The 14825-nt window shown below is 62.4% G+C and carries 16 protein-coding genes; 11 read left to right on the top strand and 5 right to left on the bottom strand.

Features of this window, described 5'->3' with window-relative positions:
- Positions 1 to 3: 3 nt before the first annotated feature.
- Together fmt and def are read right to left on the bottom strand one after the other, a co-directional pair.
- Positions 4 to 915: a methionyl-tRNA formyltransferase gene (gene fmt, locus BW989_RS06035; protein ID WP_076586315.1), complete on the bottom strand. Its 912-nt coding sequence runs from the start codon at positions 913 to 915 to the stop codon at positions 4 to 6.
- Between the two features lie 10 nt (positions 916 to 925).
- Positions 926 to 1435: a peptide deformylase gene (def, locus tag BW989_RS06030; RefSeq protein ID WP_076586313.1), complete on the bottom strand. Its 510-nt coding sequence runs from the start codon at positions 1433 to 1435 to the stop codon at positions 926 to 928.
- 141 nt (positions 1436 to 1576) lie between these two features.
- Between def and BW989_RS06025 the strand changes: the two genes are divergently transcribed.
- From BW989_RS06025 to BW989_RS05985, 9 genes are all read left to right on the top strand, one after another.
- A complete protein-coding gene (locus tag BW989_RS06025) occupies positions 1577 to 2737 on the top strand; it encodes a LysM peptidoglycan-binding domain-containing protein (protein WP_076586527.1) in 1161 nt (386 codons plus the stop codon).
- Positions 2738 to 2809: 72 nt separating this feature from the next.
- Positions 2810 to 3943 (top strand): DNA-processing protein DprA, encoded by a 1134-nt coding sequence (gene dprA / locus BW989_RS06020; protein ID WP_076586311.1) that lies wholly within the window; start codon positions 2810 to 2812, stop codon positions 3941 to 3943.
- A 45-nt stretch (positions 3944 to 3988) separates the two neighbouring features.
- A complete protein-coding gene (locus tag BW989_RS06015) occupies positions 3989 to 4468 on the top strand; it encodes a DUF494 family protein (protein WP_076586309.1) in 480 nt (159 codons plus the stop codon).
- Positions 4469 to 4507: 39 nt separating this feature from the next.
- A complete protein-coding gene (locus BW989_RS06010) occupies positions 4508 to 5380 on the top strand; it encodes an RDD family protein (RefSeq protein ID WP_076586307.1) in 873 nt (290 codons plus the stop codon).
- 126 nt (positions 5381 to 5506) lie between these two features.
- Entirely contained in the window at positions 5507 to 8002 is a 2496-nt protein-coding gene (locus BW989_RS06005; RefSeq protein WP_076586305.1) for a DNA topoisomerase I, read from the top strand.
- 84 nt (positions 8003 to 8086) lie between these two features.
- Complete coding sequence (locus tag BW989_RS06000; protein WP_076586303.1) at positions 8087 to 8506, top strand: organic hydroperoxide resistance protein; 420 nt, start codon at positions 8087 to 8089, stop codon at positions 8504 to 8506.
- A gap of 27 nt (positions 8507 to 8533) precedes the next feature.
- Positions 8534 to 9097 (top strand): L-threonylcarbamoyladenylate synthase type 1 TsaC, encoded by a 564-nt coding sequence (gene tsaC, locus BW989_RS05995; RefSeq protein ID WP_076586301.1) that lies wholly within the window; start codon positions 8534 to 8536, stop codon positions 9095 to 9097.
- 63 nt (positions 9098 to 9160) lie between these two features.
- Positions 9161 to 9877, top strand: coding sequence for a DUF4124 domain-containing protein (locus BW989_RS05990; protein ID WP_076586299.1), 717 nt, complete (start codon positions 9161 to 9163; stop codon positions 9875 to 9877).
- 2 nt (positions 9878 to 9879) lie between these two features.
- Complete coding sequence (locus BW989_RS05985) at positions 9880 to 10521, top strand: DUF4124 domain-containing protein (RefSeq protein WP_165688565.1); 642 nt, start codon at positions 9880 to 9882, stop codon at positions 10519 to 10521.
- On the opposite strand, the gene BW989_RS05980 is transcribed toward BW989_RS05985, so the two are convergent.
- Positions 10509 to 11285, bottom strand: coding sequence for an SDR family oxidoreductase (locus BW989_RS05980; RefSeq protein WP_076586294.1), 777 nt, complete (start codon positions 11283 to 11285; stop codon positions 10509 to 10511). The two genes, BW989_RS05985 and BW989_RS05980, sit on opposite strands and share 13 nt — an antisense overlap.
- A gap of 82 nt (positions 11286 to 11367) precedes the next feature.
- Complete coding sequence (locus tag BW989_RS05975; RefSeq protein ID WP_076586292.1) at positions 11368 to 11760, bottom strand: hypothetical protein; 393 nt, start codon at positions 11758 to 11760, stop codon at positions 11368 to 11370.
- Positions 11761 to 11847: 87 nt separating this feature from the next.
- On the opposite strand from BW989_RS05975, the gene BW989_RS05970 reads away from it, so the two are divergent.
- Together BW989_RS05970 and BW989_RS05965 are read left to right on the top strand one after the other, a co-directional pair.
- Positions 11848 to 12156 carry a hypothetical protein gene (locus tag BW989_RS05970; RefSeq protein WP_129582831.1) on the top strand — a complete coding sequence of 103 codons (309 nt, stop codon included), beginning with the start codon at positions 11848 to 11850 and terminating at the stop codon, positions 12154 to 12156.
- A gap of 24 nt (positions 12157 to 12180) precedes the next feature.
- Entirely contained in the window at positions 12181 to 12774 is a 594-nt protein-coding gene (locus tag BW989_RS05965) for a helix-turn-helix domain-containing protein (RefSeq protein ID WP_076586288.1), read from the top strand.
- Positions 12775 to 12835: 61 nt separating this feature from the next.
- On the opposite strand, the gene sppA is transcribed toward BW989_RS05965, so the two are convergent.
- Positions 12836 to 14785, bottom strand: a complete 1950-nt coding sequence (sppA, locus tag BW989_RS05960) for a signal peptide peptidase SppA (RefSeq protein ID WP_076586286.1) — start codon at positions 14783 to 14785, stop codon at positions 12836 to 12838.
- Between the last annotated feature and the right edge of the window lie 40 nt (positions 14786 to 14825).

Here is a 14825-nt window from a genome sequence, read left to right as displayed (position 1 = left end):
GGCTTAGTGGGCGCGGCGCGCGTTGACGTAATCGGCGGCGGTGATGGCCTTGCCGCCTTCGCGTTGCAGTACGCGGATGCGCAGCAGGCCATGGCCGGTCGCAACATCCAGCCCTTCGCGCCCTGCACCGACGATGCTGCCCGGCGTCACGCCTTCCCCGCCCGGCACCGCGATGGCGCCATGGATGCGCACGCGCTCGCCATCGAGCATCGCCTCGGCGATCGGCCAGGGATTGAACGCGCGCACCTTGTTGGCGAGCGCCGCGGCCGTCTCCGACCAGTCCAGCTTGGCCTCGTGTTTTTCCAGCTTGTGCGCGTAGGTGACGCCTTCGGTCGCCTGCGCATGTGCACTCGGCAACAAACCGATGCGGAGCAGGCCCAAACCGTCGCCCAAGACTTGCGCACCCAGCCCGGACAAGCGCTCGGTGAGTTCGCCGCCCGTTTCATTGGGCCCAATCGCCACGGACGAACGCAGGTAGACCGGCCCGGTATCCAGGCCCTTGTCCATCCGCATCAGGCAAACACCGGTTTCGGTATCACCGGCTTCGATCGCGCGCTGCACCGGCGCCGCGCCACGCCAGCGCGGCAGCAGCGAGGCATGCACGTTCCAGCAGCCGTGGACCGGGATGTCCAGGATGGACTGCGGCAGGATGAGCCCGTACGCGACCACAATCATCACGTCGGGCTGCAGTTCACGCAGCGCCTTGCGCGCTTCGACCGTGCGCAGCGACTCCGGCTGGCGCACTTCGATGCCGGCTTCGAGCGCGGCCTGTTTCACCATCGAGGGCTGCAGGCCACGTCCGCGCCCGGCGGGGCGGTCTGGCTGGGTATACACGGCGACGACATCACCCTTGCCCATGGCGGCATGCAGGGACGGCACCGCGAAACCGGGCGTGCCGGCAAAGACGATCCTCATGGGCGCGGCCTCAAGCGGCCTTGCGCATCTTGGCGAGCTTCTTCTTCACCATCTCGCGCTTGAGCGGCGAAAGGTAGTCGACGAAGAGCTTGCCATCGAGATGATCCATCTCGTGCTGGATGCAGACGGCCAGCAAGCCATCGGCCTCCATCTCGAAAGGCTGGCCGTCACGGCCATGAGCGCGCACGGTGATGACGTCGGCACGGGCCACATCGGCAAAGATGCCCGGCACCGACAGGCAGCCTTCCTGGTAGATCTGCTCACCCTGGCGGGCCAGGATCTCGGGGTTGATGAAGACCAGCGGCTGATCGTGCTCTTCGCTGACATCGATCACCATGAAGCGCTGGTGGACGTCGACCTGGCTGGCCGCAAGCCCGATACCGGGGGCTTCGTACATGGTCTCGAACATGTCGTCGAGGAGGCGCTGGAAGTCGCTGTCACCTATTTTGGCAACATCGACCACCACCGCCTTGGTGCGCAGGCGTGCGTCGGGGAATTCGAGGATCGAGAGCAGTGCCATGAGCGAAAATCCGAAGTTGGTTGCAGTAATGCAGCCAAATAAGTCACAGGGTTAGGCGTTAATTCTACCGCGATACTTGTGAATCGGGCCCGGATATGGTCTAAATGCCCCGCTAACGGGGAAATCCGTGGGGAAACGATGATGGCCGTCAAAAACAAGCGCATCCGGCAGTGGATGTGGGCACCCATGCTTGCCGCCGGTCTGGTGGCTGTTGCCGGACTGGCAATCGCGCAGGAATATCGCGATGGTCACCCCGACACCTACGTCGTGCAGAAGGGCGACACGCTTTGGGATATCGCTGGACGCTTTCTCAAGCGCCCATGGTTATGGCCGGAAATCTGGCAGGCCAATCCGCAAGTCAAGAACCCGCACCTGATTTATCCGGGTGACGTACTGAGCCTTGCCTACATCAATCGAGGCCCGATGACCGGTGCCCCGATCCCGGGCGTGCCGCTGGCTCAGGTCGAGCCGTTCCTGAAGGACATGCGCATCTTTGATCGCATCGACAACCTGCCTTACGTGGTTGGGCTGGAAGAGGACCGCATGCGCAGCATCCGCGGTCAGGCCGTGTATATCCGCGGCTTGGGTGCGAGCGCACAGGCTGGCCAGCGTTTCGCCATCCTGCGCCCGGTGCAGACCTACACCATGGGCCGCCGCCGCGCGTGCTGCGCCTTGGTCGGCCGCGACAAGCTGGATTACGCCGGACGCCGCAACGATCCGCCGTATGACCGCACCTGGACCGAGATCATGTTGGCTGAAGGCGGCCGCATGGAGAAGCTGGGTATCGAGATGCGCAAGGTCAATGCGGGCGTGATCACCCGCGGCGAAGTCGGCGGCATCGAAGCCGCGACCCTGCTGCTGGACGACCCGAGCTATGAAGTGCGCGTCGGCGACAAGGTCGTGCCGGTCGAAAGCATCCCGTACGACCTGACCTTCTACCCGCATCCGCCCAAGCAGCAGTTCCCGTACCAGAAGGCGCAGGTACTGGCCGTGGCGGACCGCGACGATATCGGCGGACCGCGCGACGTGGTGGCGCTGTCGGTCGGCGCGCGCGACGGCATCGACAACGGCACCGTGTTCTCGATCTGGCGCGTCGGCACCAACGCCGTGGACCGCGTGCAGATCCCTGAGCGCGACCGCGATCTGGTCGGCGCCGATGGCAAGGTCCGCCTGCCCGACGAATTCGCGGGCCACGTGATGGTGTTCCGCACCTTTGACAAGGTCAGCTACGGCCTGGTGATGGACAGCATCCGCCCGACCCGGATCGGTCACGAGCTCAAGCACCCGGACGCAACGTACTGATCGGGGTTTCCTGACAGCTTCCCGCAACGGCGCCCTAGGGCGCCGTTTGTTTTTGCGGGTGATGCTGGACGCATGTCGATCTCGCCCCGTCATGCCCTGTTGCGCCTGTGCCTTGCCGGTGGTCGGCTCGGGCCACGCCGCCACTTGCTGGAGGCCCATGGTGGCGATGCGCTTGCCGTTCTGGGCGCAGGCGCCAATGCCTGGCGCGATGTGGGCCTGACCGCAACACAGATCAATCGCCTGCGCGGCCGGGATGCATCGGCGGATGACGTCGAAGCACGCGCACTGCGCTGGCTGGATGAGCCTGGCCACCATTTGATCGGCTGGATGGATGCGGATTACCCACCGCAATTGCGCCAGATCGCCAGTCCACCACTGGCGCTTTATGTAGATGGCGACCCAGCCTGTCTGTGGCGCCCGCAGGTCGCCATCGTAGGCAGCCGGAATGCCACCCATGGCGGCCAAGACAACGCGCGGCTGTTTGCCCATGCGTTGGCCGAAGCTGGCATTGCCATCACCAGCGGCCTCGCCGCCGGGATCGATGCGGCCGCGCACCTGGGTGCGTTGGCGGCTACGGACGGCGTGACCATCGCCGTCGTAGGAACCGGGCCAGATCGCGCCTATCCGGTCTCCCATGCCGGTCTACGCGACCAGATCACCCTGTGCGGCGCGGTAGTAAGCGAACATCCGCCGGGAACCGCGCCGCTGCGACGACACTTTCCGGCGCGCAACCGGCTGGTGGCGGGCTTATCGCTGGCTACCCTGGTGGTAGAGGCCGCAGAGCAGTCCGGTGCCCTGATCAGCGCGCATATGGCCGCCGAAGCCGGGCGCGAAGTGTTTGCCCTGCCCGGCTCCATCCACAACCCGCTTGCGCGCGGATGCCATCGTCTGCTGCGCGATGGCGCGCAACTCGCCCAATCCCCCGCCGACCTCATGGAGGCCCTCGCCCCGCATCTGCAAAGCGCCGTCAACTCCTTGCGCCGGCGCCTGGACGCCCCCATTTCTGACCCGGTCGCGGATATTGGCGAGACTCAAAGCAACCCCCACCCGTTGTGGGATGCCCTGGGCCATGACCCAATCCCTATGGATGCCCTGGTCATCCGAACGGGATTGACGGTGGCCCAACTCTCGCCCATGCTGCTGGCGTTGGAACTCGAAGGCCGCCTGTCGGTCGAACATGGTCGTTACGCCCGCAAGTCCGCTTAAGACGAAACTCCATCCGCATCGCGCCGTCGGCGCAGGGCGAGGGAAATGAAAGAAAGCATCCTGGACGTGCTGCTGTACCTGTTCGAGCACTACTTCACCAACGAGGATGTCGCGCCCGACGTCCGTGATCGCGATTCGCTGCAAAAAGACCTGTTGCAGGCGGGCTTCAGCCCGGCTGAGATCAATCGTGCCTTCGACTGGCTGGAGGCGCTGGACAATGGCCGCCCCGGTGATCGCCCCGCGCGGGTCAACGGCCCAACCCGCATCTTCCACGGGCCTGAGCTCGACAAACTCGATATCGAGGCGCGCGGCTTCCTGGTCTATCTGGAGCACCACGGCATCCTCGACGCCGATCAGCGTGAGCTGGTGCTGGACCGTGCGATGGCGCTGGACCAGGACGAGATCGACCTGGACGACCTCAAATGGGTGGTGCTGATGGTGCTGTTCAATCAGCCCGGTGCCGAGGCGGCCTACGCATGGATGGAAACCCAGATTTTCAGTGACGAGCCCGAGCCGCTGCACTGATTTGACCCCTCGCTCGCCTTGGTCGCTTACCATCACGCCATGAGCGAAACAGCACACGATCAAGAATGGTTCTACGTCGACGCCGGTCGCCAACAACAAGGGCCGGTGTCCGGCGAGGACCTTCGGTTCCGATACGCACGCGGTGAGCTGCGCGCCGATACCTTGGTCTGGCAGGCAGGGATGAGCGAATGGCAACCGCTACGACAGGCCATGGCGCTGCCCGCTACACCGGCCAACACCCTTGAAGACCCACTGCCTTCGACTGCCTCGATCATGGCACCGGGCACCGAAATCAACCGTACCGACATCGCCTACGCCGGCTTCTGGCGCCGCGTGGCGGCCTACCAGCTGGACTCTTTCATCGTCGGCATCGCGTCCTATTTCGTGATCATTCCTTTTGCGATGGTGATCGGCATGGACGCGCAAATGTCCAGCTTGGAACATGGCGACGACCCGTCCGCTGTTTTCGGCAGTCTGTTGCCGATGCTCGCATTGATGTACCTGTTGATCTTCGCGCTGCAGGCGGTGTACTTCGCCTGGATGCACTCGCGCCCCGCGCAGGCCACTCTGGGCAAGATGGCAGTCGGCATCAAGGTGGCGAATGCCGATGGCAGTCGGATTGGCTTCAGCAGGGGCCTTTTGCGCTGGCTCGGACTTTTTCTGTCCGCACTGCCGCTCGGCATCGGTTTTCTGATGGCCGCGTTCACCGAGCGCAAGCGAGCCCTCCACGACATGGCCTGCGACACGGTCGTGGTTGACCGCTGGGCCTATACCAATCAGCCGGAATTGCAGGAACGTGGGCTGGATGGGGTCACCATCGCCATCCTCATCATCTTCGGTTTGATGACCCTGTTTGGCCTCGCGATGATGGCCTTATTGGTCGCCGCGCTGACCTCGGGGCAATGGAACTGATTCAACATCCCGCTTGACAGCACGGCCCAAGCCGTGATTCCACTATAAATAGAAGCACGACGCCCGGGCCTGCCCGGGCGTTGGTGTCTGCACCCACCCGATGCGGCCGCGCCGCAGGGAAACCCCATGTCCAAGCACTTGCTCATCGTCGAATCCCCCGCCAAGGCCAAGACGATCAATAAATACCTCGGCAAGGACTATCACGTCCTCGCCAGCTACGGCCACGTTCGCGATCTGGTGCCGAAGGAAGGCGCGGTCGATCCGGCCGATGGCTTCCGCATGCGCTATGACCTGATCGAGAAGAACGAGAAACACGTCGCCGCGATCGCCAAGGCGGCCAAGGTGGCCGAAGACATTTTCCTGGCAACTGACCCGGATCGCGAGGGCGAGGCGATCAGCTGGCACATCGCGGAAATCCTGAAAGAAAAGAAGCTGCTCAAGGACAAGCCACTACATCGCGTGGTGTTCACCGAGATCACCCCGCGCGCAATCAAGGAGGCCATCGCCTCCCCGCGCAGTATTTCCATCGACATGGTGGATGCGCAACAGGCACGCCGCGCGCTGGACTACCTGGTGGGATTCAACTTGTCGCCGGTGTTATGGCGCAAGGTGCAGCGCGGGCTGTCCGCGGGCCGCGTGCAATCGCCGGCGCTGCGCATGATCGTCGAGCGCGAGGAAGAGATTGAAGCGTTCATCGCGCGCGAATATTGGTCGATCGAGGCCGAGTGCGCACATCCTTCGCAAATGTTTTCCGCGAAACTGGTGAAGTTCGATGGCAAGAAGTTCGAGCAATTCACCATCACCGATGGCGAATCCGCCGAAGACGCACGCAAGCGCATCGTGGCCGCGGCCAACGGGCGCCTGCACGTCACCGATGTCGCCAGCAAGGAGCGCAAGCGCCGCCCGTCGCCGCCGTTCACCACCTCCACTCTGCAGCAGGAGGCCGCTCGCAAGCTCGGCTTCACTACGCGCCGCACCATGCAAATCGCGCAGAAGTTGTACGAGGGCGTGTCGATCGGCGATGAAGGCACAGTCGGTCTGATCAGCTACATGCGTACCGACTCGGTGAACCTCTCGCAGGAATCGCTGGGCGAGATTCGTGATGTGATCGCCCGTGATTTCGGCACCAGCTCATTACCGGACAAGCCGAACTTCTACCAAACCAAGTCGAAGAACGCGCAAGAAGCCCACGAAGCAATTCGCCCGACTTCCGCGCTGCGCACGCCTTCGCAAATTGCCCGCTACCTGACCGACGAAGAACGCAAGCTTTACGACCTGGTCTGGAAGCGCGCGGTCGCCAGCCAAATGATTCCGGCGACCTTGAACACAGTGTCGGTGGAACTCGCCGCCGGCGCCGAGCATGCGTTCCGCGCCAGCGGCACGACGGTGGTCGTGTCCGGCTTCCTCGCCGTGTACGAGGAAGGCAAGGACAACAAGTCGGCGGAAGACGAAGACGAGGGCCGCAAATTGCCGCCAATGAAACCGGGCGACAGCGTGCCACTGGACAGTGTCCATGCCGACCAACACTTCACCCAACCGCCGCCGCGCTACACCGAAGCATCATTGGTGAAGGCGCTGGAGGAGTATGGGATCGGTCGTCCGTCGACCTATGCCTCCATCATCCAGACTCTTCTGTTCCGCAAGTATGCGGAGCTGGAAGGCCGCGCCTTCAAACCGACCGATGTCGGTCGCGCTGTCTCAAAATTCCTCTCATCGCACTTCACTCAGTACGTGGATTACGACTTCACTGCCAAGATGGAGGACGAGCTGGATGCCGTCAGCCGCGGCGAGGAGGATTGGATCCCGCTGATGGAAAAATTCTGGGGCCCGTTCAAGGAATTGGTCGATGACAAGACCGAGAGCGTGGACCGCACCGATGCCGGTAGCGCGCGCGTGCTGGGCATTGACCCAGTAAGTGGCAAGGAGATCAGCGCACGTATCGGCCGCTTCGGCCCGATGGTGCAGATCGGCACTGTGGACGATGAAGAAAAGCCAAAGTTTGCTTCGCTGCAACCCGGCCAGAGCATCTACTCGATCTCGCTGGAGCAGGCGCTGAAACTGTTTGACATGCCGCGCAAGCTGGGTGAATCCAATGGCGAGGAAGTGAGCGTCGGCGTCGGCCGATTCGGCCCCTTCGCCAAACGCGGCACGACTTACGCTTCGCTGAAGAAGGAAGACGATCCATACACCATCGACTTCGATCGCGCGGTATTCCTGATCGAAGAGAAAGAAGAGATCGCCCGCAATCGCATCATCCAGCAATGGGATGGCAGCGATATCCAAGTGCTAAACGGTCGTTTTGGTCCGTACATTTCGGACGGCGCAATGAATGGCAAGATCCCGAAAGATCGGGATCCAAAATCCCTAAGCTTCGAGGAAGCGACACAGATGCTGGCCGAAACCGGCAAACCAGTGCGCAAGGGCTGGGGCAAAAAGGCCGCGAGCAAGAAGGCTGCAAGCAAGAAAGCGCCTGCCAAGACCGCGACAAAGAAAGCAGCGAAGAAAACCACCGCAAAAAAGGCCGCCAAAAAGACGGTCAAGAAGGCCACGGCAAAGAAGGTGGCGAAGAAGGCGCCCGCAAAGAAAGCCGCCAAACCGGCGGACGACGACGCGCCCTTCTGATCGATTTAACGCGGCCTGTCGCATCATGGGTGGGACGGTGGTCATGCATCATGTCCATCGCCCCACCCTGACAGGAAATACGCTATGAACACCCTCGACAAAGTTCTGTATACCGCTCACGTCCACACCACGGGCGGCGGCCGCGATGGCGGCGTCTCCAAAAGCGATGACGGCCACCTGGAGGTCACCCATACCCCACCAGGCAAGGGCAACGGCACCAATCCGGAGCAGCTGTTCGCCGCGGGTTATTCGGCCTGCTTCATCGGCGCGATGAAAGCCGTCGCTGCCAAGCAAGGCATCAAGCTGCCGGAAGACCTATCCATCGATGCCGAAGTGGACCTCGGCCCGGTCGGCCAGGCCTATGGCGTCGCCGCACGCTTGACGATCCACCTGCCGGGCATGGAGCGCGAGGCGGCGCAGAAGCTGATTGACACTGCGCACATGGTCTGCCCGTACTCGAATGCGACCCGCGGCAACATTCCGGTCACGCTCACCCTCGCCTGAGCCCTGACCCTGCGCCGTCCGATGTCGATGCCGACCGTGCTCACTCCAATCCAAGCCGCCGCCGCGATGCACGCCGGCGGCGTCATCGCCTATCCGACCGAAGGCGTTTGGGGGCTTGGCTGCAATCCGATGGACGATGCTACGGTGACGCGCCTGCTCACGATCAAGCAACGCGACATCGCCAAAGGCTTGATCCTGATTGCAGCAGATGAGCAGCAGCTGGCGCCTTACGTTGATCTGGACGCATTGCCGCGCGAGCGACTAATGGAAGTGCGCGTCAGCTGGCCGGGGCCGAATACGTGGATCGTGCCGGCCAGCGTCTCTGCGCCTGCGTGGATCACCGGCGTGCATCGCGGCATCGCTGTGCGGGTGAGTGCGCATCCCGATGTCATCGCGTTGTGCAATGCATTCGAAGGCGCGATCGTGTCCACCAGCGCCAACCTTGCCGGACAAGCTGCCGCTCGCCGCCGCGATGAACTGGATCCGTCCCTGCTCGCGGATATCGACGGCGTCTGCGCCGGGGAAACCGGCGGACGCAGCAGCCCTAGCGTGATCCGCGACGCGCTCAGCGGCGATGTCTTGCGCGGCTGAACCCGCGACAACCCTCGGGGCCGTGTTCATGCGGCCCGTGGGTGCACATCGCATCATGTTTGCATGTCGATGCACGCGCGACTTCTGCCCTCGTTGATTCTGCTCTCGTTGCTTGGCAGCGCTACGGCGCGCGCCGAGCAGATCAAGATCTATCGCTGCACCGATGCAAAGGGCAAGCAGACCCTGCGAGATTCGCCGTGCCAGCGCGGCGAGAAACAACAAACGCAAGAGATGATCCGCCCAGTCGATGCAAAACCCGTGGCGGCGCGTACAACGAATGTTCCAGCTCGGCGCGAAGTGGAAACCGTGCGCTATGTGATACAGCCGGTAGCGCGCCCTCTGTATGCCTGCACCACGGCGGATGGACAGCGCTATCTCAGTGAAAGCGCGGAAGGCGAGGCACGTTGGACACCAGGCTGGATCGCTGCCCCCTACACGCGCCCTTATCCGTATCCGCCGGTGACCATCGCCACGCATCAAGGTGAGCTGCGTTGGCGCGGCCGGCATGGCTCCGTTGGTGTCAGCGGCGGGCGCCAATACATCGCTGGCGCGCCGGTCATCGGCTCGCCGGTGTACCCGGTGCCGGTGGTGGCTGGCGGTGGTTATTGGGCACGCGATGCGTGCTCGGCGCTATCGACGGCAGAAACCTGCGGCGTACTGTCTGACCGTCGCCACGAAATCCGCGTGCGCTATTCGCAGGCGATGCCGAGCGAGCGCAGGTTGCTGGACAGCGAATCGGCTACCCTCGACACCCGACTGCGACAGGAATGCGGCACGTGACGATGCGACATCCTCCCCTTTTGGCTGTATTCGCATTGATGGTGATGGGTTTGACGATGTTGCTTTTGTCGATGCACCCGGCCACCGCTCAGCAAGTGACGATCTATCGCTGCACCGATGCCAGCGGCAACGTCACCCTGCAAAACGGCATACGTTGCCCGAAGGGACAGAAGCAGGAAACCAAACGCCTGCAGGCGCCTGCGCCCACCGAACCCACATACACCTCGCCCGCACCAGTGATGCAGGCACCGATTAGTGCACCCGTGTATGCAACCCCTGCGCCTGTAGTCAACACCAACGCAACGCCCAGCATCTTGCCGCCTCCACCGCTGTATCGTTGCCATGCACACACAGGCAACAGTTATTTGAGTGAGGATGGTGCGCCGAAGGATCGCTGTGTCGAATTGCAAATCACCGATCTAGCCGGGTCGCAGAACCGCAGCGGTGCGCAGGCCTGCGAAGTGCAGCAGGATCGCTGCGAACGCATCACCGACGAGCAGTTGTGCGAGGCATGGTCGCAATACGACAAGCAGGCGCAATCGCTGGTGGCACTGGACAATCCTGATATCGCAGGAAAGGCCCATGCGATGTATGGCCGCACCCAAAAAGTGATGACGACAACCAGCTGCGCTCAGAACCCGTAACGCAGGAATCCGCCATCCACCGCGATGCATTCGCCGGTGATGTAGCTCGCGGCTGGCAGGCACAAGAATGCGACGGCGGCAGCGACTTCAGCCGGCTCCCCGACTCGCCCCATCGGCGTGCGCATCAGCACTTCATCCAGATAATCCGGATCCGCAAGCTTGGGCGATGTGCGACGCGTGCGGATGTACCACGGGGCAACGGCATTCACGCGCACACCATCCTCTGCCCATTCAACGGCGAGGTTACGGGTCATCTGGTGCATCGCCGCCTTGCTCATGCCGTAGGCGACGCCAGTGCGTACATGGGTGAGCCCGGAGACGCTGCCAACATTGACGATGCTGGAAGTCGCATGGCGCGTCATCAACGGATGCGCGTAGCGTGACAACTCCAATGCGCTGAACGCATTGACCTCGAAAATGTCGCGCCATTCCTGTTCGCTGTAATCGGTCGCCGCGCGGGTCAGGTTGCCACCTGCGTTGTTGACCAGGATGTGCAGGCCATCGCCGAAGTCTTCCACCCAGTCGAGTAGCGCGCGTCGGTCATCCGCATCAGCAACATCGGCAGCAAAGACATGCGCTTCGCCATCGCGCACTTCGGCTTGCAGTTCTTCGCGCACTGAATCCAACGTGGACTCATCGCGCGCCGCCATCAGCACCGTCGCGCCAAAACCCATCAACTCGGCGGCGATCGCGCGGCCGATACCTGCGCTGGCGCCGGTCACCAATGCCAGTTGTCCATCCAGTCGCCAACGTTGGGTTGTCATGGCCGATCCCGTGATGCGTTGTACTTAGGATAACGGCTACGCAAGCCGGCATCGGCAATGCATGGCAAGAACGCTCTTTGACTTAGTCGATGCGTGCCCAGACCTGCCCCTGCATGTCCCGTGCACGAAAAGTGCAGGCATCCTCGATCACGACAAACTTCAACTGGCCATCGGTGTTGGCCCAGCGATATCGGCCCGGCATGCCTTTACAACTCGGCATCGGCAGGCCATCGGCATACCACTCGTCGATCAATGTGATGGCATCGCCATCGATGCGGAAACGGCCTCGGCCCCACACTTCACCCGTCGCACGTGCTGCCCCTTCGGTGCGGCCATCGGCAGTGAACGTGATCTGCACATCGTTGCTGCCGTAGCGCCCCGTCGGAAAAGCCTGGGTTGACGATGTAGGCGCCGAGACGCAGGCAAGCAAACCCGATGCCAAGAAAACCAGGACTACATAGCGAAACGTATTCATCCTTTCCTCTCCCAGCGCGTTATGCGCCATGCACAAACGCTAGTACGTGCTACGCCATGCGAGTGCCGGAATCTTGCTATCTTGCCCATGAAGTCCCACGAGTTAGGGGCCAGCATGCAGGATGAAGTCGCACCAATCTTGCTACGCAAGATCCCGCCCGAGATGATGGCTGCGGTCTCGGCTTATGGCGCATGGTCGTTCTGTGCACTGGAGCGTGCGCGCCTAGGGCCGATCCACCTGGATGCGCCTGGCGCTCCGTTTCATCACATCGGCCTGCAGTTGGACGGCGCGCCTCTCGAGTACGGCATGAACACCGATAGCACCCGCGCGCATGGCTGGCTGCAACGCAACGACATCTCGATCATCGCCGCCCACGACGCCGGACAGTTCTGGTGAAACCGTGAAGCAGAAAGTGCCTGCGTGTATTTCACCGATCTTGCACTGAACCGTGCGCTGGGGCGGCCTTTCACCCCGGCCGAACACGGGCTGACATCGCAGGTAGCGCTGCACTCGCCCATCGCTGCGGATTTGCTTCGCGCCTTGCTAGCCGACTTGCACGCCGGTCAACCGCATGGCGCGCTGGTGGGCGATGCGATCTTCATCGCGCTGACGGCGCTACTCTTGCCTCCCAGTGCAATCGCACACCAGCCGCAGAAAGCCAGCAGCCAAGAGCGACGGATACGACGCACACTCGACTACATCCTTTCGCACCTGAATGACCCGATATTGAACCTGGAACGCATCGCGGCGGCAGCATCGAGCAGCCCGTTCCATCTCAGCCGCTGCTTCCGTTCCGCGATGGGGTGCTCCCCCTGGCAGTACGTCCTGCGCGAACGAGCACGACCGGCGTTGATGTTGATGCCACGGCGGCGATTGAGTTTGCAAGAAGTGTCACAGCGTGCGGGTTTCCATGCCTACTCAAGCTTCAGTGCCTCGCTGCGTCGTGAATATGGGTTGAGCCCGATCAGCTTGCGCACTGCATTGCAAAGCCCGAAACACATGACGACGCATTGAGTCCGCAAAAAGCAAAGGCGCCGGATATCCGACGCCTTCGTGTATCACTTGTCCTTCCGGGTCACGGCCCGCAGAAGCAATGCGCCGTCGCGCGTACACGCGGCCCATTGCGGTCTTGGGCCTGCGCTTCAAGGAAACGAAGCGGCTCGGCAAGCTCGGGCGATGCCATGCCCAACAAGCCGCGCAGCCACGCCGACTCCTGCAACATGACCATCCCCATTCGGGCTTGAGCAAAGCGGCCCAGCCAGTTCTCGAACGGCGTGACCGGCTCTTCCACATAACGCACGACATAGCTATCGGCCTTGCCAAGCTTGGCGCGCTGGGCGGCATCAGCAACGGCATCTTGTACACCGCCAAACGCATCCACCAACCCGCGCTCCTTCGCCTGCGAACCGCTCCACACGCGGCCGCGGGCGACCGCATCGATGGCTGCGACCGGCTGCTTGCGCGCGGCGGCGACCTTGCCAGTGAAGTCGCGATAACCCTTGTCGATCACCGACTGGATGACACGACCTACTTCCGGATCCAATGGACGCGTCGGATCGAACGCGCCCGCCCAACGCGTGGTGCCAACACCATCGCTATGCACCCCAATCTTGTCGAGTGCGCGAGTGAAATTGGGAATCAAACCAAAGATGCCGATGGAGCCGGTGATGGTGTTGGGCTCGGCATAGATGCGGTCCGCGTTCATGCTGATCCAGTAACCGCCCGAGGCTGCGACATCGCCCATCGAAACCACGACAGGCTTGCCGGCTTTCTTCAACTGCTCGACTTCGCGGCGGATTTGCTCAGACGCATACACGCCGCCACCGGGCGAGTTCACTCGCAGCACTACGGCCTTCACGTTGTCATCGTCACGCGCATCGCGCAGCAAGGCGGAGACGGTCTCGCCGCCCACCACGCCACGCGGCTGGTCGCCATCAACGATCTCGCCTTCGGCCACCACCACCGCGACTTGCGGGCGCGTATCGGCCTCAATCGGCAGTTTGGGCGCGATGTGGCGCATGTAGTTGCCGAGCGTAATCTGACGGAAACCGCCATCGGCCTTGTCGTCGGCAATGCCTCGCTCGGCCATCAAGGCCTCGACTTCTTCTCGCGTCTTCAAGCCATCGACCAGCTTCTGCTGCAATGCATATTGGTTGAGGTCACCCTGCGCCGCCTCGATGCCTACGGCCATGCCATCGATATTGGCGGCCAATTGCTGCGCATTGAGTTTGCGCGCCGCGGCGATCTGTCCCAGGTAGCGGTTCCATACATCGCTCATCCAAAACAGCGACGCTTCCTTTGACTCGGGCGATGCCGAATCACGCACGTAAGGCTCGGCAGCAGATTTGTATTCGCCCACCTTGAACAGTTGGAAGTCGACGCCCAACTTGTCTTGCAGGCCTTCGCGGAAATACGGACGATAGCCCGACAAGCCTTCCAACAAGATGCCGTAACCATCCGGGTCGAGGTAGAGCTCATCCGCTTGTGCGGCGAGCAAGTACTGACCTTGGGTCATACCCTGGGTGAAGGCGACGACTTGCTTGCCCGACTTGCGCAGGCGCTGCAAGGCGCGCGCGACTTCATCCGTGGATGCAAAACCGCTGGGCTGCAGTTGATCCACATCCAGCAACACACGCTCGATGCGCTTGTCCTTCGCGGCGGCATCGATAGCGCCGACAAGGTCACGTACCTGCACTTGCGCGTTGCTATTGTCTCGGCTGGCGCCGGCCAGCGCGCGGCTCAGCGCATCACGGCTGTCCTGTTCCACCAACTTGCCTTCCGGCGCCAGTATCAAGGTGGTGCGGTCTGCCAAGGTCGCGCCTTGTCCGCCACCGATGGCCACTGCGAAGATGATCAGCAGGAACACAAACAACAGAAAGAAAAACAGCAGGTTGAGGATCAACCGGCGGGTGAAGTTCATCGCATCCCATATCCAGATGAAAAAACTGGCGATGGGGCCGTGTTGGGGCGGCGCGACGGGATGCGGGCTGGCGGGCAGCGGTGGGGGCTGCGGAGTACTGTTCATGGGTGTCGATTTCCAAGGATGGCGTACAGGCTAGCGTGGG

It is taken from the genome of Solilutibacter tolerans (assembly GCF_900155935.1).
Classification (GTDB): Bacteria; Pseudomonadota; Gammaproteobacteria; order Xanthomonadales; family Xanthomonadaceae; genus Solilutibacter; species Solilutibacter tolerans.
This window is presented reverse-complemented; position numbering and strand designations above follow the sequence as displayed.

Excerpts from the sequence above, each read along its gene's own strand:
- def (WP_076586313.1), bottom strand. The coding sequence starts at position 1,435 with ATGGCACTGCTCTCGATCCTCGAATTCCCCGACGCACGCCTGCGCACC.
- BW989_RS06015 (WP_076586309.1), top strand. The coding sequence starts at position 3,989 with ATGAAAGAAAGCATCCTGGACGTGCTGCTGTACCTGTTCGAGCACTAC.
- BW989_RS06000 (WP_076586303.1), top strand. The coding sequence starts at position 8,087 with ATGAACACCCTCGACAAAGTTCTGTATACCGCTCACGTCCACACCACG.
- BW989_RS05990 (WP_076586299.1), top strand. The coding sequence starts at position 9,161 with ATGTCGATGCACGCGCGACTTCTGCCCTCGTTGATTCTGCTCTCGTTG.
- dprA (WP_076586311.1), top strand. The coding sequence starts at position 2,810 with ATGTCGATCTCGCCCCGTCATGCCCTGTTGCGCCTGTGCCTTGCCGGT.
- tsaC (WP_076586301.1), top strand. The coding sequence starts at position 8,534 with ATGCCGACCGTGCTCACTCCAATCCAAGCCGCCGCCGCGATGCACGCC.
- fmt (WP_076586315.1), bottom strand. The coding sequence starts at position 915 with ATGAGGATCGTCTTTGCCGGCACGCCCGGTTTCGCGGTGCCGTCCCTG.
- BW989_RS06025 (WP_076586527.1), top strand. The coding sequence starts at position 1,577 with ATGGCCGTCAAAAACAAGCGCATCCGGCAGTGGATGTGGGCACCCATG.
- BW989_RS05970 (WP_129582831.1), top strand. The coding sequence starts at position 11,848 with ATGAAGTCCCACGAGTTAGGGGCCAGCATGCAGGATGAAGTCGCACCA.
- BW989_RS05985 (WP_165688565.1), top strand. The coding sequence starts at position 9,880 with ATGCGACATCCTCCCCTTTTGGCTGTATTCGCATTGATGGTGATGGGT.
- BW989_RS06005 (WP_076586305.1), top strand. The coding sequence starts at position 5,507 with ATGTCCAAGCACTTGCTCATCGTCGAATCCCCCGCCAAGGCCAAGACG.
- BW989_RS06010 (WP_076586307.1), top strand. The coding sequence starts at position 4,508 with ATGAGCGAAACAGCACACGATCAAGAATGGTTCTACGTCGACGCCGGT.
- BW989_RS05975 (WP_076586292.1), bottom strand. The coding sequence starts at position 11,760 with ATGAATACGTTTCGCTATGTAGTCCTGGTTTTCTTGGCATCGGGTTTG.
- BW989_RS05980 (WP_076586294.1), bottom strand. The coding sequence starts at position 11,285 with ATGACAACCCAACGTTGGCGACTGGATGGACAACTGGCATTGGTGACC.
- sppA (WP_076586286.1), bottom strand. The coding sequence starts at position 14,785 with ATGAACAGTACTCCGCAGCCCCCACCGCTGCCCGCCAGCCCGCATCCC.